The organism is Salinisphaera shabanensis E1L3A (assembly GCF_000215955.2).
In the GTDB taxonomy this organism is placed as follows: Bacteria; Pseudomonadota; Gammaproteobacteria; order Nevskiales; family Salinisphaeraceae; genus Salinisphaera; species Salinisphaera shabanensis.
Window position 1 is genome coordinate 135,129 of sequence record NZ_AFNV02000003.1, and the last position, 22,293, is coordinate 157,421.

General features: G+C 62.5%; 22 protein-coding genes. 6 read left to right on the top strand and 16 right to left on the bottom strand.

The features are described 5' to 3' along the window. Positions 1-11 precede the first annotated feature (11 nt). Both SSPSH_RS02515 and SSPSH_RS02520 read right to left on the bottom strand, forming a co-directional pair. Complete coding sequence (locus SSPSH_RS02515) at positions 12-1,097, bottom strand: PA0069 family radical SAM protein (protein ID WP_006914193.1); 1,086 nt, start codon at positions 1,095-1,097, stop codon at positions 12-14. A gap of 58 nt (positions 1,098-1,155) precedes the next feature. Beyond that, positions 1,156-1,914 carry an SDR family oxidoreductase gene (locus tag SSPSH_RS02520; protein ID WP_006914192.1) on the bottom strand — a complete coding sequence of 253 codons (759 nt, stop codon included), beginning with the start codon at positions 1,912-1,914 and terminating at the stop codon, positions 1,156-1,158. Between the two features lie 130 nt (positions 1,915-2,044). Between SSPSH_RS02520 and SSPSH_RS02525 the strand changes: the two genes are divergently transcribed. Then, positions 2,045-3,286 (top strand): GGDEF domain-containing protein, encoded by a 1,242-nt coding sequence (locus SSPSH_RS02525; RefSeq protein WP_006914191.1) that lies wholly within the window; start codon positions 2,045-2,047, stop codon positions 3,284-3,286. A 10-nt stretch (positions 3,287-3,296) separates the two neighbouring features. Here SSPSH_RS02525 and SSPSH_RS02530 read toward each other — a convergent pair whose 3' ends face one another. The 3 genes from SSPSH_RS02530 to SSPSH_RS02535 form a co-directional block, all read right to left on the bottom strand. After that, complete coding sequence (locus SSPSH_RS02530; protein ID WP_006914190.1) at positions 3,297-3,590, bottom strand: hypothetical protein; 294 nt, start codon at positions 3,588-3,590, stop codon at positions 3,297-3,299. Positions 3,591-3,731: 141 nt separating this feature from the next. Further along, positions 3,732-3,875 carry an entericidin A/B family lipoprotein gene (locus SSPSH_RS18285; RefSeq protein ID WP_006914189.1) on the bottom strand — a complete coding sequence of 48 codons (144 nt, stop codon included), beginning with the start codon at positions 3,873-3,875 and terminating at the stop codon, positions 3,732-3,734. A gap of 103 nt (positions 3,876-3,978) precedes the next feature. After that, a complete protein-coding gene (locus SSPSH_RS02535; RefSeq protein WP_006914188.1) occupies positions 3,979-4,443 on the bottom strand; it encodes an Lrp/AsnC ligand binding domain-containing protein in 465 nt (154 codons plus the stop codon). 188 nt (positions 4,444-4,631) lie between these two features. Between SSPSH_RS02535 and SSPSH_RS02540 the strand changes: the two genes are divergently transcribed. Then, on the top strand, positions 4,632-6,326 hold the full coding sequence (locus tag SSPSH_RS02540; RefSeq protein ID WP_021031323.1) for a 2-isopropylmalate synthase: 1,695 nt from the start codon (positions 4,632-4,634) through the stop codon (positions 6,324-6,326). A 54-nt stretch (positions 6,327-6,380) separates the two neighbouring features. Here the strand turns inward: SSPSH_RS02540 and SSPSH_RS02545 are convergent, their stop codons facing one another. From SSPSH_RS02545 to SSPSH_RS02555, 3 genes are all read right to left on the bottom strand, one after another. After that, positions 6,381-7,565 carry an acetyltransferase domain-containing protein gene (locus SSPSH_RS02545; RefSeq protein WP_006914186.1) on the bottom strand — a complete coding sequence of 395 codons (1,185 nt, stop codon included), beginning with the start codon at positions 7,563-7,565 and terminating at the stop codon, positions 6,381-6,383. Positions 7,566-7,650: 85 nt separating this feature from the next. Beyond that, positions 7,651-8,859 (bottom strand): cytochrome c, encoded by a 1,209-nt coding sequence (locus SSPSH_RS02550; protein ID WP_021031324.1) that lies wholly within the window; start codon positions 8,857-8,859, stop codon positions 7,651-7,653. A gap of 2 nt (positions 8,860-8,861) precedes the next feature. Next, a complete protein-coding gene (locus SSPSH_RS02555; RefSeq protein ID WP_202962113.1) occupies positions 8,862-9,587 on the bottom strand; it encodes a c-type cytochrome in 726 nt (241 codons plus the stop codon). 215 nt (positions 9,588-9,802) lie between these two features. On the opposite strand from SSPSH_RS02555, the gene SSPSH_RS18290 reads away from it, so the two are divergent. Next, positions 9,803-10,036 carry a DUF2970 domain-containing protein gene (locus SSPSH_RS18290; RefSeq protein WP_021031325.1) on the top strand — a complete coding sequence of 78 codons (234 nt, stop codon included), beginning with the start codon at positions 9,803-9,805 and terminating at the stop codon, positions 10,034-10,036. Here SSPSH_RS18290 and SSPSH_RS02565 read toward each other — a convergent pair. Next, entirely contained in the window at positions 10,024-11,475 is a 1,452-nt protein-coding gene (locus SSPSH_RS02565; RefSeq protein ID WP_006914182.1) for an aminotransferase-like domain-containing protein, read from the bottom strand. The two genes, SSPSH_RS18290 and SSPSH_RS02565, sit on opposite strands and share 13 nt — an antisense overlap. Before the next feature lie 183 nt (positions 11,476-11,658). On the opposite strand from SSPSH_RS02565, the gene SSPSH_RS02570 reads away from it, so the two are divergent. Next, positions 11,659-12,774, top strand: coding sequence for an AI-2E family transporter (locus tag SSPSH_RS02570; RefSeq protein ID WP_006914181.1), 1,116 nt, complete (start codon positions 11,659-11,661; stop codon positions 12,772-12,774). A 28-nt stretch (positions 12,775-12,802) separates the two neighbouring features. Here SSPSH_RS02570 and SSPSH_RS02575 read toward each other — a convergent pair whose 3' ends face one another. The 5 genes from SSPSH_RS02575 to SSPSH_RS02595 form a co-directional block, all read right to left on the bottom strand. Beyond that, positions 12,803-14,182, bottom strand: coding sequence for an FAD-binding oxidoreductase (locus tag SSPSH_RS02575; protein WP_006914180.1), 1,380 nt, complete (start codon positions 14,180-14,182; stop codon positions 12,803-12,805). Positions 14,183-14,267: 85 nt separating this feature from the next. Further along, the gene (locus SSPSH_RS02580; RefSeq protein ID WP_006914179.1) at positions 14,268-15,602 is read right to left on the bottom strand and encodes an NRAMP family divalent metal transporter; all 1,335 of its coding nucleotides are present in this window, start codon (positions 15,600-15,602) and stop codon (positions 14,268-14,270) included. 102 nt (positions 15,603-15,704) lie between these two features. After that, positions 15,705-15,965, bottom strand: coding sequence for a hypothetical protein (locus SSPSH_RS18640; RefSeq protein WP_152522714.1), 261 nt, complete (start codon positions 15,963-15,965; stop codon positions 15,705-15,707). A gap of 103 nt (positions 15,966-16,068) precedes the next feature. Continuing rightward, positions 16,069-17,391 carry an NCS2 family permease gene (locus tag SSPSH_RS02590; RefSeq protein WP_040607351.1) on the bottom strand — a complete coding sequence of 441 codons (1,323 nt, stop codon included), beginning with the start codon at positions 17,389-17,391 and terminating at the stop codon, positions 16,069-16,071. Between the two features lie 103 nt (positions 17,392-17,494). Further along, entirely contained in the window at positions 17,495-19,300 is a 1,806-nt protein-coding gene (locus tag SSPSH_RS02595; protein ID WP_006914176.1) for a chloride channel protein, read from the bottom strand. Positions 19,301-19,506: 206 nt separating this feature from the next. Here SSPSH_RS02595 and SSPSH_RS02600 point away from each other — a divergent pair, with 206 nt between their 5' ends. Continuing rightward, positions 19,507-20,310 carry a YiiX/YebB-like N1pC/P60 family cysteine hydrolase gene (locus SSPSH_RS02600; RefSeq protein WP_006914175.1) on the top strand — a complete coding sequence of 268 codons (804 nt, stop codon included), beginning with the start codon at positions 19,507-19,509 and terminating at the stop codon, positions 20,308-20,310. A gap of 22 nt (positions 20,311-20,332) precedes the next feature. On the opposite strand, the gene SSPSH_RS02605 is transcribed toward SSPSH_RS02600, so the two are convergent. Beyond that, entirely contained in the window at positions 20,333-20,638 is a 306-nt protein-coding gene (locus SSPSH_RS02605; RefSeq protein WP_006914174.1) for a carboxymuconolactone decarboxylase family protein, read from the bottom strand. 175 nt (positions 20,639-20,813) lie between these two features. On the opposite strand from SSPSH_RS02605, the gene SSPSH_RS02610 reads away from it, so the two are divergent. After that, entirely contained in the window at positions 20,814-21,812 is a 999-nt protein-coding gene (locus tag SSPSH_RS02610; protein ID WP_021031327.1) for a hypothetical protein, read from the top strand. Here SSPSH_RS02610 and SSPSH_RS02615 read toward each other — a convergent pair. Next, on the bottom strand, positions 21,790-22,188 hold the full coding sequence (locus tag SSPSH_RS02615; protein WP_152522715.1) for a YbaN family protein: 399 nt from the start codon (positions 22,186-22,188) through the stop codon (positions 21,790-21,792). The two genes, SSPSH_RS02610 and SSPSH_RS02615, sit on opposite strands and share 23 nt — an antisense overlap. Positions 22,189-22,293: the final 105 nt, after the last annotated feature.

Sequence of the window (22,293 nt, forward strand, 5' to 3'; positions counted from 1 at the left end):
CACGGCCCGCGCTAGCCGAAATCGAATGCCCCCTGGTCGCCCGTGGCAGGCGGGCGGCAGAAGCGGCTGCTGTCGAGCGCGATACGTCGGCGCGCGCCGATGCCGGCACGCCGGCAAGCCAGTTCGAAGCGCCGCGCGATAAGCTGGGCATATACGCCGCTGCCGCGCATGCGCGTGCCCCAGCTCGAATCGTAGTCGCGGCCTCCGTGCATCTGCTGAATCAGACTCATCACATGGGCCGCCCGCTGCGGGTAGTGGGTATCCAGCCACTCACGAAACAGGTTCGCGATGCCGTGCGGTAGGCGCAGCAGCACATAGCCGGCGGTCTGGGCGCCGGCTGCCGCGCCTTGGTCGATGAGCGCTTCGAGCTCGTGGTCGGTGATCGCAGGGATGACAGGGGCGACGAGCATGCCCACCGGCACGCCGGCGTCGGCGAGTGCGCGAATCGAGCGTAACCGCTGTTTCGGCCCGGCCGCGCGTGGTTCCAGGCTGCGTTTTATAGCCGGGTCGAGGCTGGTCAGGCTCATCATCACGCTCACCAGATTGTGCTCGGCCAGGGTGGCGAGCAGATCCAGATCGCGATCGATCAGACTGCCTTTGGTGATGATGGAGAGCGGCTGGTTGTAGCGTAGTGCGACTTCCAGTAGCGAGCGGGTCACGCCGAGCTGTTTTTCGTCGGGCTGATAGGGATCGGTATTGGCGCCCAGCGTAATCGGCTCGCAGCGATAGTTTGGCGCACGCAGTTCGGCCTCGAAGCGTTCGGCGGCATCGGTCTTGTAGTAGATCTCGGTTTCGAAATCCAGCCCGGCGGAATGGTCGATATATTCGTGCGTCGGCCGCGCAAAGCAGTAAATACAGCCATGACTGCAGCCCTTGTAAGGATTGATCGATGCATCGAACGGTACATCCGGGGAGCTGTTGCGGCTGATCACGCGCCGCGCGGGGTCATGATGCAGACGGGTTGGCGGCCGCTCGATATCTTCCAGATCGAGCGTCTGCCAGCCGTCGTCGAAATCCTCGGCATGGGCGCTAGCGAAGCGCGAGACCGGGTTGGTCAATGCGCCTCGGCTTTTGTGATAAATCGGACGATGCGGCATGGCGAAACTGTATGGATAAACAGTTTTTATCGCAAGTAAAAGGCCGCGCGACGAGCCTTTAGGGCGCGATGACCTCACCCGCCCAGTCGAATATCTGGCCGCTGTCTTCGGGCGAGAGTTTCGCGATCACGTCCAGCAGATGACCCGCTGCGGTCGCCGCGCTTTGCAGTTGCTTGGCGGGCACGTTGTGTTGAAAGGGCTCGGACAGCCCGGTATCGACCGTGCCCGGATGCAGGCCCACGCAGATCAACTGTTTCGAGTGCCGGCGCAGTTCGATTGCGGCGGTGCGGGTGAACTGGTTTTGTGCCGCCTTGCTGGCGCGATAGGCGTACCAGCCGCCGCGCCCGTTATCCGAAATCGATCCCACGCGCGCCGACAGGCTGGCGATCACGGCTCGGTCGCCGTGGGTGAGCAGGTCGTGAAAATGCTTGATCATGAGCAGCGGGCCGGTGGCATTCACCGCGAACGAACGGGCAAGATTCGCCGGATCGATATCGGCGAGCCGTTTCTCCGGCCATAGACCGCTGTCGTCGTGCAGCAGCCCGGCACAGGTCATGAGCAGATCGAGGCGTTCGGTAAGCTCGCCGACGTGGCGGCGCGCAGCGGCGATGCTGGATTCGTCGGTCAGATCGAGTGCGACGATCTGCACACGTTCTTCGCCTTCGCGTTCGATAAGCCTGCGCAATGGTTCGGCGCTTTCCGGGGCCCGCACAGCCACGATAACCTGAGCCCGTTCATCGCGCGCAAGCAGCCGCTCGACCAGCGCCAGGCCGAGTCCGCGCCCGCCGCCCTGTATAAAGTAGTGTCTACGCGTCATATCGCTGTACTTATTGTCTTGGCTGCCGCTACTGGTTGTATGGCGTACGTGGTCGGGTTATTTCCGGTTTCGCGTCGTAGGCGCGCAGCCCAATATCGTAGCGGTGCGGTTTGCGTATCGCGGGGGAGTGATGAAATCGTCGACGACCGATTTGCACAATCCGAATCTCGTAGACGGGATGCAGCCCAATGATGCAACCAAAAGCCCCCCGACACGCCTGATTCAGCGCCAGATCGACCGCGGCTTTGTGGGGCTGCGCTTCCTGCGTCCGCTTGAACGTGATTTTCACGATTATCTGCGCCATTCCAGTCGTCTGAGCCGTGCCGGCCTCATCTTTTTCGCGCTTGCCGGCGTGTTCAGTTGCGCGCTGATCGATGTGCGCTGGCTCGATGTCCCCTATGAACTGGTTGGCGCGACGCGTTTCATCCAGGTCAGCGTCATGGCACCCATGATTTTTCTGTGCCTGTTCCTGTGTCTACGTGTGCCGACGTCTGCGGCCATGGAGCTCGGCACGGCGCTGATGTTTGTCGTGATGTCGGCGAGTCTGCTCAGCCTGCGCGTGGTTTATGCGCAGGCCGGATTTCAATTGCCCCTGGAGCTGATCGGTGCTTCGGCGGTCGCCATGTTGTGCCTGTCACGCATCCGGTTCTGGATACAGCTGGCTTTGTTGGCCTTCGTGGCGGCCGTGGTCTTCATGGTCGAAGCCTGGTTCGTCACAATCGATGCGGCCTACGGCCGCTACACTACGGCCTTGCTTTTCGTGGTGGCGGTGATCGCGGGGTATTCCTCCGAATACACCATCCGCTGGACATGGCTTACCGGCACGCTGCTGCGCTATACGGCGCGTCTGGATCGTCTGACCGGGCTGCTCAATCGCCATGCGCTGGAAAACGCGCTGGAAAATGCCCATGACTATGCCCAGCGCGAGAAGAAGTCCTACGCCGTGGCCATGATCGATATCGATGCTTTCGGCGCTTATAACAATTACTACGGCCATCAGCACGGCGATATCGCGTTGCAGAAGGTCGCCGATGCGTTGGCCCATCATGCACGGCGTCCGCTGGATTTTTGCGGCCGGTACGGCGGCGAGGAATTCCTGTTGCTATGGATGGATTGCGGTCCCGAGCAGGCATATGCGTTGGCCGAATCGGTGCGCGAAGTCGTCGAGCATGCGCACATCGCGCACGACCAGTCGCCAGTGGGATCGTGGGTGACCGTCAGTGTCGGTCTGTGTCATGTCGATGCCGAGCACGCCAGCGCGCCGACATCGGCGGTACTGCGCGAGGCCGATCGTATGCTCTACCAGGCCAAGGGCAACGGCCGCAACCGGGTGGGTTATCTACGCTTCAACGGCGAAATCGCGCCGCTATGAGCGAGCCCGGTCAATGAATCAGCCAACTGAGTACGATAACGCCGAGCACCGTCCATAGCACGGTCGCCACCGGCGCACGGCGCATAAGCGCGCGGACGGCGGCATAGAGCATCGCCACACCGATGACCAGAATCAGCAGGCTGAAAATCGAGGCGTTGATCCCCAGTGCGCCGGTCAATCCACGTACGAAGCTGTCGATCGCGCCGTAGAGATTGTCGAACAGCCAACTGAGGGCATCGACGATGAAACGGATGGCGGCGCCGAGCTTTTCGCCAATCCAGTGAAACAGATTTTCGCTATCCATGCGCAGGGCGCCGATTGGGTGAAAAACGAGTGCAATCGGTCAGTGTACCGGGAATATGCGTCGTGTACGCAGCATGAGTCCGGATCGGACGCTGGGAAGACCCGGCGCCCGATCGGATGGCCTGTTCGCGTTACTGCTTGCTCAGTCGTCGGTTTTCTTCTGTACTTCTTGGCCGGCTTTCTCGATGTCTTCACCGGCGCCGTGCACAGTGTTAGTGCAGGCAGCGAGAAAGCTCAGCGAAAACACGGTCAAAGCCAGCAGGCCAGCGATTGTGGATCGGTTCATATATTACTCCTGGGTAGTTGCGCCGACGAGACGATGCGCTTTTACCGCCGTACGCCGACTGAACACGAATATAGGGGATTGGGGGCGCTGAAAACCAGTGGCCCTAGCGCGGCGGCAAGACCCGGTCGTGGAGTACGCGCCGCAGTACGAAGCTCGAATGCACGCCGGATACGCCTTCGATCCGTGTGATGTGTTCCAGCAGCAGGCGCTGGTAATCGTCCATATCGGTTACGGCAATTCGTAGCTGATAGTCGGCTTCCTGGCCGGTGATCAACAGGCATTCCTGAACTTCGGGCAAGGCCGCGACCCGGGCCTCGAAATGTTCGAAGCGTTCCGGCGTGTGCTTGTCCATGGAAATGAGCAGCAGCGCGGTCAGGCCGTAGCCGAGCGCGCGATCGTTGACGCGGGCGTGATAGCCGGTGATCACGCCGGCCTCTTCAAGCGCGCGCACCCGGCGCAGGCACGGTGACGGCGACAGATTCACCGCCTCGGCCAGGGCCTGATTGCTGATACGGCCATCGGCCTGCAGCAGTTCGACGATCTGGCGATCGAACCGGTCCAGCTCCACGTGTTCGCTACTGCTCTTCATGTCGCGCAACTAAATAATAGTATCGGTATTATTATTAGCAGGAAATTGCGAATCATGCGATAACAACACGTTTTTGGCAATCCTGTGCCCGAGCGGGCGCGCTAAACTATGGCAACGCGGCATCGCGCCGATGTCGCAATGCCAACTCGATCAGCCGAGGACAGACCATGAGCCGTTTCGACCACCGCAAATATCGCGCAGCCCCTAGGGTGCCGGCCTTCAACCGTACCTGGCCGGACCGCGATCTCGAAAAAGCCCCCATCTGGGTGAGCGAAGACCTGCGTGATGGCAATCAGGCGCTGCTCGAGCCGATGACGGTGGAACAGAAACAGCGCCTCTGGAAGCTGCTGATCGATGTCGGCATCAAGGAGATCATGGTGGGCTTTCCGTCTGCCAGCCAGCCGGACTACGACTTCGTGCGCTGGCTGATCGACGAAAACCAGATTCCCGAGGATGTGACGATCGCCGCGCTCACGCAGTCGCGCGATCATCTGATTGATCGCACCTTCGAATCGCTGGAGGGCGTGAACAAGGCCATCATCCACCTCTACAACTCCACATCCACGGTACAGCGCGAGCGCGTGTTCGAGCTGGACGAAGACGGCATTATCGATATCGCCGTGAAGGGCGCGCAGCGGGTCAAGGAAAACGCCCAGAAGCGTCCCGGCGTGCACTGGCGGCTGGAATATTCGCCGGAAAGCTTTTCCTCGACCGAGGTCGAGTTTTCGGTACGCATCTGCGAAGCGGTCATGGATGTCTGGCAGCCCACGCCGGATGACAAGATCATCTTCAATCTGCCCAATACGGTGGAACTGGCCGGCCCGCATCACCATGCCGATCAGATTGAGTATTTCTGCCAGAACGTGAAGAATCGCGACAGCGTGATCGTGTCCGTGCATACGCATAACGATCGCGGCGGCGCGGTGGCCGCGGCCGAGCTGGCCATGCTGGCGGGTGCGGAGCGTGTGGAAGGCACGCTGCTGGGCAACGGCGAGCGCACCGGCAATATGGATATCGTGATCCTGGCCATGAATCTCTACGGCCAGGGCATCGACCCCGAACTGGACCTGTCCGACCCGGACGAAATCATCCGCGTGGTGCACGAATGCACGGGCATTCCACTGCACCCGCGCCATCCCTGGGTGGGCGAGCTGGTGTATACCGCGTTTTCCGGTAGCCATCAGGACGCGATTCGCAAATCGTTGCGCAAGCAGGGTGAGGACGAACACTGGCAGGTGGCCTATCTGCCGATCGACCCGCGTGATATCGGCCGCGACTATCAGGCCGTGATCCGGGTCAATAGCCAGTCCGGCAAGGGCGGTATGGCGTTTTTGCTGGAGCGCGATTTCGGCATCAACCTGCCGCGTTGGATGATGCTTTCGCTCGCCCCGCATGTGCAGGCTGAAAGCGAACGCGTCTCCGGTGAGCTTTCCAGCGGACGTATCCGCGAACTGCTGTTCGAGAATTTCTCCCGCCAGGCGCCGTTGTCGTTGGTCGACTATGGCCTGCGGCGTGGCGACGACCGCCAGACACTGGATGTCACGCTTTCGGACGGCCGTCAGCGTATCGAGCTGCAGGGCCACGGCAACGGGCCGCTGTCGGCGTTCATCGATGCCTGGCATGCGCACACCGGCGAAGAGATCGCGGTAGCGGATTACTCCGAACATGCGCTATCGGCCGGCAGCGATGCCGATGCCATCGCCTTCGTGCAGCTGCGCAAGGATACCCTGCGTATCCCGGCGGTCGCCGAAGACAGCGATACGGTGAGTGCGGCGCTCAAGGCGATTATTGCCGCGCTCAATCTCTCGCGCGAAGAAGACGACACCGGCCAGCGTGGCGGACTGACCGCGCTGGCGAGCTAGTCGCCGTACGGAAAAGCCGCCACCGGCCGATGGCCCGTGGCGGCTTTTTTGTGTCTACAGATAACGCATCCACGGCTGTGGCGAACGCCGTTTGAGCCGGCCGAACCAGGCACAGGCCAGGCCCAGCGGCGGCGTAAGCAGGATCGCGATCAGCCAGACATAGCCCATGTTCGGCACGCTGAACAGACTGGCCTGGTTGGCGCCCGCGTAGTACAACGCACCGAGGTTAAGCAGATGCAGTACATACAGGTGCAGCAGATAGAAGAACAGGGGCGCGCCGCCGAATATGGCCAGTGTGCCCGTGGCTGTTGTGGGCACACGCTCAAGCGCGGCCAGTAGCAGCGTGCCGATCCCCAGCGTGAACAATACGAAATCCGCCGACGGCGGATATTTGGTCAGATTGAAGAACGACATCGCCGTACGCAGCACGGACTCGCTCGCCTGCCAGGCCACTGGCTCGCCGTAGCCGTTCATGGCACGTAGTGCCGCGAACCCCACCAGCAGGCCAATACCCAGCGCACAGAGCAAGCGTTGCCGCGAGCCGCTGTCACGGTCCTTCGCAAACCACGGCCCCACGCTATAGCCGAGCGCGATCACGCCGATCCAGGGCAGCAAGGGATATGAGGTCTGGGCCGTAATGCCCAGCGGCAGATCGATCAGGCCACGGTCGTGCACGATCGTCCAGGCGATATATCCGAACTCGTCCGGCGCGACGGTGTCGAGTAGGTTGTGGCCCAGCACAATCGCCAAGCCCAGCGCTACCAGCACAGCGCGCGGCAGGTGTACGAGCGCGGCCAGGGCGATCATGCTCAATCCGATCACCCAGATCACCTGCAGATAAAGTTTTTCCGGTGGCAGCGCGAACGTCCAGGCAAAACTTACCAGCGTAAGTTCCAGAACCACCAGAAACAGACCGCGCTTGAACAAAAACGCGCTGACGTCAGCGCGGCTACGCTGGGCGCCGTAAAGCCAGGCCGACAGACCGGTCAACGCCACGAACACCGGGGCACACAGATGGGCCGCCAGGCGCGAGAGATATAGCGCCGGCGTGACCTCGTTCACGTCCATCGGGTCCGATACCTGCGCATGCAGGAAGAAGAACTCGCGGGCGTGATCGACCAGCATCAATAGCATCGCCAGCCCGCGCAGCGCATCGATGGACTGGATACGCGAGCGTGCCGCCGTTTGAGCCGGGGTATCGAAAGACGTCGCCGCCGCGGCGCCAACTGTTTGATTCATGAGCGCTTCTCGGCCAAAAGCGCTATGTTATATCATCAACGATTGGCTCGGGTATGTCGTTTCAGCTTGCGTGCAGATACCGGCGTCAGCGTTGCAGGTTGGTGGCGGTGACCGGCGCTGCATCGTTGCCCCAACTGCCGCGGATATAGGTCATGATCGCGGCCAGATCACGGCCGTCGAGATCGTAGAACGGTGGCATACCGTGCGGGCGCGGGTTGCCCTGTGTCGCGGCGGCGAAACCGCCCTGGCGAATCATGTTGGCGGCATTGATGGGGTTATCCATGGTGACGACGCGGTTGTCGGCCAGGGCCGGCGCGCCCTCGCGGCCTTCGCCATTGTCCCCATGACAGCCCGCACAGCGATCGGCATAGATTTCCTTGCCGCGTGTCATCGCCTGGCGTCGGCCGTTGTCGGTCATACGAATCAACCGCAGCGGCGACTCCACCGAGACCGTCGGTATGGCTTTCAGGTAGGTCGCCATGGCGCGGGCATCGTCGTCGTCCATGTATTGCAGGCTTTCGAAGACCACGTCGGCCATCGGTCCCATCATGGCAGCGTGTTCGCGTTTACCGCTTTGTAGAAAGGCAGCGGTTTCTGCGACATCGAGATGTTGCAGTCCGGCTTGATCCGGGTCGGACAGCGGCGGTGCATACCAGCCGTGGATCATGGCCCCGGGTGCGTCCTCGGCATCGTCTGTTGCGCCCAGACGAGCCCGTGCGCGATGACAGGCATCGCAATGGCCCAGCCCCTGCACCAGTTCGCGACCGCGGTTCCAGTCGCGGCTCTCGTCGGGGGCGTTTTCGATTTCGCCGGCGTCGAAATACAACATCTGCCAGACATTAAGCAGGCTGCGATAGCGATAGGGAAAGCCTAGCTCGTGGTCGCCATGACGTTTCTCGACTGCCGGCACGCTGCGAAGATAGGCATAGATGGCGTCGATATCGTCGCGCGGTACATGGGTGTAGTTCGGATACGGGCAGGCCGGATACATCGGCGAGCCGTCGGCGCGTTCGCCGTCATGCATCGCTGCATAGAAGTCGTCCGCGCTCCAGTCGCCAATGCCTGTTTTCGGGTCGGCGGTGATATTGGGGGTGACGAAGGTGCCGTAGTCGCTGGCCAGCGCCAGTCCGCCGGCATAGTCGGCGCCGCCCGGCGCGGTATGACAACCCGCACAGTTGCCCAGCCGGGCGAGATATTCACCGCGTTCGACGGTCGCTTGATCGGCCGCGCTGGCCGCGCCGGTCACGAGTGCCAAGGTCAGGCTGGCGAGCACGAAAACACGATTGCGAAACACGATCAGGACTCCGGCGCGGAGACGCTGCCGCATGCCAGCGGCGGGTCGACGATGGCATTGGCGACTGGGCGCGTATCGTCAGGTATCGGCTGGGCGGCCAGCCATGCCGCAACGGCTTCGACATCACGACCGTCCAGGCGCTGGGTAATCTTGGCCATGCAATCGGGGGCGGCGGCGTGCCGCGTACCTACCTGCCAGGCACCCAGCTGGGCCATGATGTATTGGCGTGGCAGCCCGATCAGCCCGGGTGTGTTGGGCTGCACACCGGTGAGATGGTCGCCGTGGCAGGCGGCACAGGCCGGAACGCCGGCCTGCTCGTCGCCTTGGTGTACCAGCTGTTCGCCACGCTCGGCGAGCTCGGGCCCCGGCGGTGCCGCCGGGGCCGGATAGGGCGCCCGCTGGGCGGCGAAATAATCGGCAATCTCGTACAGATATTCGTGCGAGAGATGCGCCACCATATGGTTCATGCTGCGGTTGCGCCGCCGGTAGGCCTGGTAGTTCACCAGCTGGTTGTAGAGATAGCCGGCCGGCTTGCCGTGGATGCGGGGTACGTAACCATCCTCCAGCTCGACGCCCTCTGCGCCGTGGCATGCAGTGCAGGCCTCCACGCGCTGAGCCATCGGATCGGCGGACTGCGAGTCGTCGTGCGCGGCTACTTGGGTGGCGACGGTCAGCGTCGAAACCAGCACAACGCCGATCATGAAAAGCCGGGTAACGGACACGGTCACAGCATCCTCGAGTAGATGGGCGGAACAGAAACTGCGTCGGGGCGCCATTATCGGTGCAGACTCCACAACGACCAAGCGACAGTCGCGGCACAAAAGCCATAACAGTTGCCGCGCACCGGCTTCTGTTATGCATTGGCGGCTGAAACTGTGGCTGGTGAAGCCGAGTCTGCGCGCAGGAAAATGAGCGGGTCGCATATGCGTTACAGGACACGCCCATGAGATCGTCCAACCCCCGGTCACCGGCTGACCCAGAACGTGCGCCGGCCTGGTGGCAAGTTGTGCTCAGTGTCGCGAGCGCCTTTTTCGGCGTGCAGAGTTCGCGTGTACGTCGGCGCGATTTCACGTACGGCCGACCCATGCATTTCATCATCTGTGCGCTATTGATGACCGGCATAGTCGCCGTGCTGTTTTATGTGGCAGTACACCTGGCGCTGACCTATCTGGGGTAGGACGACGCCGATCCCGGCCCATGCCAGCGATCGATGATCGTGCCCAGGCGCGCGATGCCTTCATCCAGCTCGGTCGTCTTCGGGTGACCGTAATTCAGGCGTACATGTCCCGCGAAGGTATTGCCGGTCGAAAACAGCACCCCGGGGGCGATGGCGACGCCCGCCGCGAGCGCCCGGCGATGCAACTCGCGCGCATCGATGTCTGGCGGCAAGCGTAGCCACAACACGTAGCCGCCTTCTGGCTGGGTGAATTCGATATCGGCCGGCAGATGGCGGTGGAGGCGGTCGATTATGCGGTCGCGGCGCGTCTGTAATTCAGCGCGCAGTTCACACAAGTGTCGATCGTAGTGGCTGCCGCCCAGATACTGCGCCAGCCCGACCTGCGCCGGTAGTGATGCTGCGAGTGTGCTTTCGAGTTTGCAGCGCAGTACCTGCGCTGCAAAACGCCCGGGCATCGCCCATCCGATCCGATAGCCTGGGGCCAGGCACTTGGAGAACGTGCCGCAGTGCAGCACATTGCCGGTCGTATCGAAGGCGTGCGCGGGCGGCGGGCGTTGCGTGCCGTAATAGAGTTCGGCGTAGGCATCGTCCTCGATGAGCGGTATTTCGTGCGCGCACAGCAGTTCGACCAGCAGGCGTTTGTTCTCGGCCGACATCAGCGCGCCCGTAGGGTTCTGAAAGGTCGGCATCAACCAACAAGCCGCGGGTCGCTGCGTGGCCAGGCAGTCGCGCAGGCGCGCCAGGTCGAGGCCAGTCGCCGGGTCGTTTGGTATTTCGATGGCACGCCGGCCCAGGCGTTCGATCGATTGCAGTGCGCCATAGAACGTGGGCGATTCGATCAGCACCGTGTCGCCGGGGCGGGTCACCGCCTGCAGGCACAGATTGAGCGCTTCAAGCGCGCCATGGGTGATCACGATCTCTTCGGGATCGACGGTATGCCCGTCGAGGTGATAACGGATAGCGATCTGGCGTCGCAGCTCGGCGTTGCCGGGCGACAAATCCTCAACGCTCTGGTGCGGGTCGATATCGCGCAGGCCGCGGTAGACTGCCCTGCGTAACCGTGCGAACGGGAAGAGCTGCGGATCCGGAAAAGCCGAACCCAGGGGAATTAACGCCCGTGAACGACTGGCGTGGAGTACGGCATGGATCAGTTCGCTGCGATCGACCGCAACACTCGCGACGGCGGGTGTCACCATCGGTGCAGAGTGCGGGCGCTGTGGATACTGTGCGCCGTGGCTGCTGACGTAATAACCTGATCGCGGGCGGGCATCGATGAGTCCGCGTGCCTCGAGAAGACGATAGGCCTGCAGCACGGTGGAGACGCTGAGTTTGCGCCGGCGACTGACCTCCCGCACCGAGGGCAGACGCTGACCGGCCGGCAGTGCCTCGCTGGCGATCAGCGATTCGATCTCATCGGCATAGTCGATATAGAGCGTCATGATGTCGCCTGTGGGCCTGGCCCGCGCCGGATTGGTCGCAGCGCCTGCTTCTCGAGTATAAAGACCGGATTACCGTCTCTTTCCACTACGCAGCGCTACGGATAGCGGGTAATAAGGGTGCCCGCTAGGGTAGCGCGCTTTGGCGGGCTGAAGTTTGCACGTGGCGTGCCGATAGGAGATCTAATGTCCGACACGCACCAAGATGAAGAGCAGGCGCACCAGCGCGAAGTGATGCGTCTTTTCGAGCGGCCGATTCAGATTCGCTCGTTCATCATGACTGCGATTCTCGTCATCCTGCTGCTCTACACGCTTTATTTCGCGCGTTTCATCTTCATACCGGTGGCGCTGGCGCTGATCTTCAATCTTATACTCGGGCCGCTGGTCACGCGGATGCAGCGGTTCTATATCCCGCGCTGGATCAGTGCGTTACTGCTCATCGGCAGCTTCGCCGCAATCGTGGTCTACGGCTGCTACATGCTCATGGGGCCGGCTCAGTACTGGATAAAACACGCGCCGGAAGCGTTTACCTCTTTCGAGGAGAAGACGTCTCAGCTGCAGCAGCAGATCCAGGACATGAACGAGAGCACGGAGGAGATCAAGAAAGCCGCGACCAAGATGATCGGCAAGGCCGCCAATCAGGGCGAAACGATCAGCATCAACGACGAAACGCTGCGTGATCAGATCGTGACCAACCTGCAATGGACCGGCGGCATTCTGTTCATGACCCTGATCATGCTCTATTTCATGCTGTGCGGGCGCGGCTTCGTGTTCCGAAAATTGCTGATCATGACGCGAAGCGGTCGAAGTCGGCGTAATGCGGTGCGGATCGTGCGGCATCTGCAAAGCGATATAAGTCGTTATCTCGTCACCGTGACCGGCATCAATATTCTGCTAGGTGCCAGTGTGGCGCTGGTGCTATGGCTGATCGGCCTGACCGACCCGGTGCTCTGGGGCGTGCTCGTGGGCGTGCTCAATTTCGCCCCCTATGCGGGTGCGGCGATTTCCCTGGCGGCGATCACGCTGGCCTCTTTCGCGACCTTCGATACGCTCGGTCACGTACTGGCCGCACCGGCCGCCGTGTTTGCGCTCAACGTGCTTGAAGGCAATTTCGTCACTCCGGCGATTCACGGCCAGCGTTTCGAGATGAGTCCGTTGATGGTCTTCTTTGCTCTGTTCTTCTGGGGCTGGCTCTGGGGTGTGGCCGGAATGCTCATGGCGGTGCCCCTGCTGGTGGTCTGCAAGGTCACCTTTGATCATATCGAAGAGCTGCGTCCGCTCGGCAAGCTGCTCGGGCGTTAGACGGTTTGTTGTCGGTGCGTAAGCGCGTTCAAAGAACCTTGCCGGGGTTGAGCAGGCCGGCCGGGTCGAGTGCCTGTTTCATACGCTGCATGAGCGCGATCTCGGCCGGACTGCGGGAATAATCCAGAAACGGTTTCTTGAGCAGGCCGATGCCGTGTTCGGCGGATATGGAGCCGCCGTATTCGCGCACCAGCGCGTAGATGGTGCGCTCGACGGCTTCCAGTGGTTGCGGCTGTTCGTCGATGCTGACCGACAGATGCACGTTGCTGTCGGCGATATGGCCCCAGCCGAGCACGCGGGCCTTGGGCCACTGTGCGATCAGCCCGGCGTGTGCGCGTTCGATGAAGACCCCGATATCGCCGATCGGCACGCTGATATCGAAATCGATACGCGGCGTAAACACGCGGCTGAATTCGCCGGCCAGGCCGCGCAGTGTCCACAGCCGCTCGCTATCGGCCAGCGACTGGGCCAGCACCGCGTCCTCGATCAATCCCTGGTCGAGCGCGCTGGCAATGGTGTCTTCAAAGCGGGCCTGATCGGCCTCGGTATCGGTGCCGAGCGTATCGAGCAGGATATAGGCGCTATGGTTTTCGTCCAGCGGCGGGCGCATGCCGTGGGCTTCAAGCGCCAGCCGATAGAAATCCGGCCACATGACTTCGAACGCCGATAGCGTCGGCCCGAGCTGCGCTTTCGCATGGGCCAGGAATGCGAGCACCGCGTCGTAGTCCGATACCGCACACAACGCGGTGCATTCGCTCGTGGTGGCCGGGAAGAGCCGTAATACCACCCGCGTGATAATGCCCAGGGTGCCCTCGCTGCCGATGAACAGATGCTTGATGTCGTAGCCGGCGTTGTTCTTCTGCATCTTGTTGAGCGATGTCACCACCGTGCCGTCGGCCAGCACCACTTCCAGACCCAGCACCAGATCGCGGGCCATGCCGTAGCGCAGTACCCGGTTGCCGCCCGCGTTGGTCGCGATATTGCCGCCGATCTGACAGGAGCCACGTGCGCCCCGATCCAGCGGAAAGAAAAAGCCGGCTTCGGCCGCGGCCTGCTGGATGCGCTCCAGGGCCACGCCGGCCTCGACGGTCATCGTGGCGGCGGCGGTATCGATCTCCTCGATCGCGCGCATGCGCTCGAGGCTGACGATTACACAGCCGTCGACCGGGGTGGCCGCACCGGTCAGGCCGGTCAGCCCGCCCTGGGCGACGACCGCACAGTCATAGCGCCCGCAGATTTCGAGGGCGCGCGACACGTCGCCGGCGTTGCAGGCATAGACCAGCGCAGCCGGCTGCTCGTCGTCGGCCAGGGCCACGCCCCAATCGCTGCGGTGGCGGCTGTGGATGTGCTCGGGCACGACCACGCGCCCCGGTTCGAAAGCGGCTTGCAGATCGGCGAGTAGGGCCATGGGGCATCTTCCTTTGCTTGCGCGGGTAAGCGCTCGAACGCCGGGGTGCCGCCCCCGGCGCCGAATAGGCTGGGGTGTCGAACGACTAGCTCAAAAAGCGCACATACAGGTAACACAGCGACAAGACCGCCAGCGTGGCGATCGCCAGCGCGCTCCAGGCGTTGAGCCATGCCGCGGGACGGCCCGCGGGCGCCACCGACGGGCCGTTCATCGTGAAATGATTCAGGGCAGCCAGCAGCGGGCTGATCACCGCCGAGGTGATCATCGCGAAGTTGATGAACAACCAGAAGTTGCTCATCAGGAAATACAGAATGAGTACCGCCAGTACCGATAATCCGGCCATGGCCAGATAAAGCGTGCCCTGGCGCTGCCCGACCCGCGCCTGCTCGGGCGGTTGTGCGGCGCTGTCGTGGCCGAGGCTTTCGAAAACGGCGACCACCACGCGGGGAAAACCGTCGAGCACGGTCAGCAGCGTGGTCAACAGCACGGTGAATATGGAAATGCCGACCACGAAACCGCTCCACGGCCCCAGTGTGGCGACATAAAGATCGACCACCTGGTTGGCAAACCCGACCGAGCCGGTGGCCAGATTGATGTTCTGGCTGTGCATCACGCCAGCGCCCATGATCACGAAGCAGGCCGCGATCAGGGCAGAGCCGATATAGCCGATATCGAAGTCGGCTTTTTCCTGCCGGCTGTCGGCCCGTGTGCCGTTGGCGTCGTTACGCGCGAGCGACCATAGCGAGTTGACGATGGAAAGCGACAGCCCGGACGGCATGAAGCCGAGGACCGCCACCAGCGTCACGAACGTGGTGTAGCTAACCAGCGGCGACACCGCCGTGCTGGGGTAGAAGCTCCAATCCACGTTCGGCAGTGCCAGCGCGGTCGCAATAATCGTGGTCACGCTGAGTATGGCGATAAACAGTTTGTTCACCGCATCGACGATGGCATACCCGCCGGCATAGATGATCACGCAGCAGGCTACGATCAGTACCGTAGCCAGCGTCGGCCCGCTCAGCGGAATACCGAGCAGGTTGCCGCCCACGCCGGCCGTGGTAATCGCGATCGCGGCCACGATGATCGCGAACACCGGTATCTGGATTAGCCCGAACAGGGCCACCACCGATTTGCCGAAGCTCTGGCGATAGCCTTCCACCAGCGAATTGCCGGTCTTGCTCGCATAGAGCGGGCCGAAATAAAAGCAGGGATACTTGATCAGAATCGCGAGCAGGATGAATACGAGCAGTCCGGTACCGTAGTCCGCGCCTGCGCGTGTGGCCTGGACCACGTGTGAAGTGCCGATCGCCGCGCCGGCAAACAAAAACCCCGGCCCCATCGCCGCGAGATAGCGGGGCAGGCCGGGTTGGCGTGCACGTGGATCATCGTTCGCCGTGGTCGGCGTGCTGCGTTGTTCACCCATGTTGGCTCTCCTCGAAGGCACCGTAGATGCCGACATGAGTCGCGCCGGATCGAAACGGCTATTTGATTGTAATGTATGTATTTTTTGGGTTCTTATCGCGAGCTATCGAGGCGATCTTCGCAGCGCTGTCGCCGGGTGTACATGCGTGGTTTGGGTTCGTTGTTTGCCTGCGTAGGTTTTTCCAGAAACTGGATGGTTGTGTTCTTGAATGCGCGCGGTGACCGCGTTGAGGTGATTACGGCCGGGCAGTTGTTCGATGAGGGTTCGGTCCGCGCGTTCGGCCAGCGCCGGCAGCGCCGCGGCGTGGTTGCCGGGAATGCGCTGCGCCATGGCGATCAGGGCTTCGACCGCTAACGCATCCATCGGCGTGTCGCGGTGGAGCTAGGCTTGTACCGCATCGATATCGCGAAACGAGTCTTTCAGACTCGGCGCGCCCAACACCAGGGGCCGCCGCGGACGTAAGCGCCTAGGCGCGCAGAAACACGAAATAGCCCAGAAAGATCACCGCCAGAACGAGCATCAGCGGGTGGATCTCGCGGTGGCGACGCGCTGCAGCCATGGTGATCGGGTAGACGATAAAGCCGAGTGCGATGCCGGTGGCGATGGAGTAGGTCAGCGGCATCAGCAACACGGTCAGAAACGCCGGTACGGCGGTTTCGAACCGATCCCAGGCGATATGGCGCAGCGATGCGGCCATGAGCACACCCACCACGATCAGCGCCGGGGCGGTAACGGCCTGGGTCACCACGGCCAGCAAGGGCGAGAAGAACAGCGCCAGCAGAAACAGCACACCGACAACCACGGCGGTGAAGCCGCTGCGCCCGCCGGCCGCCACGCCCGAGGCGGATTCGATATAAGCGGTGGTCGACGAGGTGCCGATCAGGCCGCTGGCGGTGGTGGCCAGGGCATCGGCGAACAACGCACGCCCGGCCCGCGGCAGCTTGTTGTCGCGGATCAGCCCGGCCTGGCGCGCCACGCCCATGAGCGTGCCGGCCGAGTCGAAGAAATCCACGAACAGCATGGTGCCGATGACCACCGCCATCTGCGGTGTGAACAGCTCGGGCAGGCGTGAAATCGCTGCACCGGCCACGGGGCTGATATCCGGTACCGGGCTGATGATCTGATCCGGCAGCGCGATCAGGCCGGTGAGCATGCCCACGATCGCCGTAATCGCCATGCCCAGAAAGATGGCGCTGGACAGGCGCAATGTCATCAGGATCACGGTGACGATCAGCCCGAAGATCGCCAGCAGGGTTTGTGGATCCGTCAGCGGCGCCAGGCCCACGAGCAGTGCATCGTCATTGACGATGATGCCGGCGTTGGTCAGACCGATGAAGGCAATGAACAGGCCGATGCCGGCGGCCACGGCATGCTTGAGTTCGTTGGGGATGGCATTGATCACCCGTTCGCGCAGGCGCGAAACGGTCAGCGCCATGAAGATCAGGCCTGACACGAATGTGCCGGCCAGCGCGGTCTGCCATTCGATACCCATGCCGAGCACGACCGAGAACGCAAAGAACGCGTTCAGGCCCATGCCGGGCGCCTGTGCGATGGGGTAACACGCGAGCAAACCCATCACCAGCGAACCAAACGCCGCGGCGACGGCGGTGGCCGTAAACACCGCATCGCGCGGCATGCCGAGCCCTGCGGCATCCGGCACCGAGGCCAGCGACAACACCGCCGGGTTCACGAACAGGATGTAGGCCATCGACAGGAACGTGGTCAGGCCGGCCACGCTTTCCGTACGCCAATTCGTGCCGAGAGTGTCGAAATCGAAATAGCGGGCGATGGCGTTCACGGCAGATCCTACGCTCAGGCGGTGATAGGGCGCGCATGATACAAAAAACGTGCCGGGCGAGTGCCGTCGGCGCGCAATGTTCGAGGGTCAGGCGCTAGTTTTTGGCTTCTGTACGCGGGCGGCGGCGTTCCATCTGGCGGGCCAGACGGCTGCTACGGGCTACATCCGACAGGGTCAGCACGCCCTCGACTTCACGCGGGTGGCTCATCTTGCCGTCCGGTGTCACGAGGGCCACTTCGCACTTTGCGGCACGCAGCCGGCCGACGATATCGAAGACCATGTCGTCGGCCGCGGCGACGATATAGTCGGTTTCCATATGCTCGTCGGCCCAGCTGTGTATCTTGGCGCGGCGGGTGAGCCGGTAATGACGACGCGTGGAAAAGATGGCCTGAATCTTCTGCTCGTCGTCGAGTACGAGCACGTTCGGCGCCTGACGGCCGAAGCGCTTGAAGCGACGGCGAATCTCGGCCAACCCGCGCTTGTTGCCCACCCGGATCACGCGCGGGTCGTAGAACTCCGACGCCTTTTGCAGCATGAACAGATTGGTTTCGAGCGATGCGGGTACCGGATGATTGCGGCGCGTGAGCTTGAAGGTATAGATCGTGTCCGCCATCAGGAACTGGCGCACGTAATAGGCGATCGAGACGACGATGATCATCGGAATGATTACGTGATAGTCGCGCGTCATTTCGAAGATGATCACGATCGCAGTCAGTGCGGCCCCTGTGGAACTGGCCACGACCGCCGCCATACCCAGTACCGCCATGGTTGCGACATCGAGCTCGAACCAGGGCGCGACATGGTGCATGGCCACCGCGAACACCCCACCCAGCGCGGCGCCCAGGTACAGAGCGGGCGAGAACACGCCGCCGGATGCACCCGAGCCGAGGGTGAGCGATGTGGCCAGCAGTTTGCCGGCAAACAGCAGCAACAACAGCCAGGGCGAGGTGAGCGCGTTTTCCAGAATATCCTGGATCGTGGCGTAGCCCACGCCCTGAATATAGTACTGACCGCTCAGCGCCATGAAGGCGTACATCATCACGCCGACCAGCCCCATGCCGATCAGATGGCGTGAGTAATCGTTGCCCGGCATTCGCTCGAACAAGGCTTCGAACACATAGATGCTGCGGGTGAATATCAGCGCGGCCAGGCCCATCAGAATGCCGAAGACGACGTATACGCCAAGCAGTTCCGGCGAATTGAGATCGAGCGCGTTGTTGGCCAGCGCCGGTATGTCGAAGGACGGCGTATTGCCGAACAGCGCGCGGCCCACGAACGAGGCGGCGCCGGTTGCCAGTGCCACCGGGATGAGCGTACGCCCCGAGGTTTCCGGGAGGATGATTTCGATGGCGAACAATAATCCGCCGAGCGGCGCGTTGAAGGTGGCGGCAATACCGGCCGCGGCACCGGCGGCGATCAACGTGTTGCGTTGCCATTCCCGCAGCAGGGTTGCCTGGCCAATGCTCGAACCCAGCGCCGAGCCGATCTGGATGATCGGGCCTTCGCGCCCGACCGCGCCGCCGGTCGCGATCGAAATCGAAGAGGCGAGAGCCTTGACCCCGGCCACGCTCGGACGAATCCGCCCGCCCTTGTAATAGATCGCGTCGATGACTTCCGGCACGCCATGGCCCTTGGCCTCGGGGGCGAAATTCTGCACGAGAAAGGTGACGGCCACCGAGCCCAGCATCGGCACGATGATGATCCACGCCCCGAAGGGGCTGGCTGCGGTATGTTCGTTGGCGTCGTAGACCAGCGACAACTCGCCGAAGAAGGCAAGGTTGTGAAACAGCGCGATGAGATCGCGAAAGATCGAAGCGCCATAGCCCGCAGCCACACCCACGCACACGGCCAGCAGGCTGAGCACGAGGCTGGAACGTTCGATAGTGCGCGACCGGGCCAATGCGATCTCTTGTTGACTGGGCGTAGGGTCGGCCGCCGTTACGACGGGGCGTCGCGTTATGAACCAGGCTTGCGAAAGATGCCGGGTTCAAGCTCGCGTGCCGACGGCGGCCGCCTGAGAATGGCTGGATTATACAGCAACCACGGCTTCAGCCGAAGCGCTGTGCGCCTCTCGAAGCGCATTCAGGCTGCTAAGCTGAGATCGTCATGAAGATTACTGCGCCATTGCAAAGCCTGCGCCACCGTCTGACCGAACCGGTCGTGGACTGGCTGGCGGCCGAATCACGGCCACTGGGCATGCCGCGCAACGACTTCGGTCGTCTCTGTGAGCATCTTCAGCGTGCCGATATTGTGCTCGTCGAAGGCCGAAGCCGTGTATCGGGCGTGATTCAGAGCGTGACCCTCAGCGCCTGGACGCACGCGGCGTTGCATCTGGGGACGGTTGCCGAACTGGCCTTGCTCGGCGTCGATGTCTCACCGCTACGTGCGCAAGGCATCGCCGATACGACGCCTATGTTGCTCGAAGCCGAGATCGGGCACGGCGTGCATTTGTCGCCCATCACTCGTTACCGCTACGAGCATCTACGTCTGTGCCGTGCGCGTGAACTTTCGCAGAGCGACAGCCTGGCGGTGATCGAGTTCTGTATCGAACGCGTTGGCACCCCCTACGACCTGCGTCATATCAGCGATCTGCTGCGGTTCTTCTTTCCCTACGGCCTGTTGCCCCGACGTTGGCGCTCCTCGTTGTTCGAAGTCGGCCATGGTGAGATGGCGCGCACGATTTGCTCCACGCTGATCGCCCGTGCCTTTGCCAGCGTGCGCTATCCCATTCTGCCCACGCTCCATCGCGGCGATGGCGGGGACATGGTGTTTCATCGCCGCAATGCGCGCTTGATTACGCCGCGCGATTTCGACCACTCGCCGTATTTTGAAATCGTCAAATACCCGTTCTTCGGCGACGACGTGGCGCGCTATCGCGAGTTGAACTGGGCCGAGGAGATCGAGCCTTAGCCGCGATCATCCCGGCGCCATTTTATTTGGCGAACATATGCGTCGCGTGGGTGATGGCGCCGCCGGCACGAATGGCGGCCGCGACGACCGCGGTTTCGCTGAGTTCTTCGTTGCTGGCGCCGGCATCACGCGCGGCCTGAGTGTGCAGCTCGAGGCAATAAGGGCACTGGGTAGTCATGGCGACCGCGAGCGCGATCAGCTGCTTGGTCTTGGCGTCGATTGCGCCCTCGGCAAAAGCCGCCTTGTCGAACGCCCAGAATGCGTCCATACCCTGTGGCGCGCCGGCATCGAGCTGGCCCAGGCGTTCGAGATTTTTGCTGTCGTACATTGTCTCCTCCAACGTTAGTTATTGTTCGTATTGAACTTTTATATTCGGCCGTGGCCGAAGATTTGACATTGCGCGCAGCGATCGACGCTGTCAACGCAACAAACGTCGACCGGCAACGAAACCTCGGCGCGCCCGGGGTGTCGGTTAGGACGCATCATCTCGAACGGATAACGCCATGCGATACGGCAAGGCTTCACACCCAAGACTCTCAAGACTCTGGATCACCGGACTGCTCGCCCTGGCCATGACCTGCAACGCCGGCGCGCTGCTCGCAAGCGATAAAGAACAGCCCTCGCCAGACCAGGCCACCGCCAGCCCGGCGGCGCCTGCGAACTTCGCTCACTATCGCGATACGCGCGCGGGCTTCGAGTTCGACTATCCGCGCCAACTCGAACTCGACGCCGCCGATAGGCCGCACGAGCGCGATAGCGATGCGCGAGTTCTGAGCAGTGACGCGCTTACGCTACGGGTTTCGACCACCGCGCGGGGCGGACGCTCGCTGCGCGCGCTCGCAGTCGACACAATCGGCGACCCGAGTGCGGCCAGCGAAACCCGCAACACGGCGGGCAGCGTGGTGCTGGTACAGGACGACGAAAGTGCATCGCGGGCGGTCAAGGCGATCGCATTGGCACAGGATCGCGCCGCGATCATGATCGTCGAAGGCGCATCGGCGCCCCAGCGCGACGCGATTCTATCGAGCTTCGTGCCGGTTTCCGCTGCTGTTTCTGACCCGGCTGAAACCGACGCCGAGGCGCGTTATCGCAACCCGCAGCTCGGTTTTTCCATCGAACGGCCGAAAGGTGCGCGCGTATCGCGCGACGGCGACGACACCGTATCGTTCAAGGTGCTTGGCCCGGCCAATGCAGCCGCCAGCGAGATCAGCGACGGGTTCGTGCTGACCGTCACCCGCGATCGCAAGCCGGGTATCGACACGTTGGCCGAATATGCCGAAGCCGTGCGTGCCGACGGCGCGCCGAGTGCGAATTCGGTGAAGATGGGCGACTACACCGCGCTGCAATACACCACGCAGACCGAAATGGGCGATACCGTTAGCCATTGGCTCTACCGGCTCGGCGAGCGGCGCCAATACCAGGTCACCGCCACGGTCAGCGGTGAGCATGAACGCTATCGCGAGCAGATTCAGACGATGCTCAAGAGCCTGCTTTTCGACTAGAGTCGGGCGCGTGCTGCGGTGTCGGCCGGGTGACCAGAAAAGTGGCGACACAGGCCAGCCCAACGGTCACGCCGATCGCCAACGGGCGATAATCGATATGCCACCAGACGATGGCGATGCTGGTTGCGATCATCGCCACGGCGGTGATCTTGGCGTGTCGTGATAGCGCGCGCTCGCGCTCCCAGTTGTTGATGGCCGGACCGGCATAGCGATTGGCGCGTATCCATGCGGCAAAGCGCGGTGAGCCGCGCGAGGCCAGGGCTACCGCTGCCAGCATGAACGGCGTGGTGGGCAACAGCGGCAGGAATACCCCCAGTACGCCGAGCGCGAACAACAGCGCGGCCGCTGCCACCAGCAGATACTGTTTGATGGTCATGCGTTCGCGCATCGTGACCACGACAGCGTTGGGTTAAAGTGACGGCTGGGGCGAGGCATGGCGCGATGCTACGCCGCGTGCGTCGGCGCTGTCATGCAGACAGCG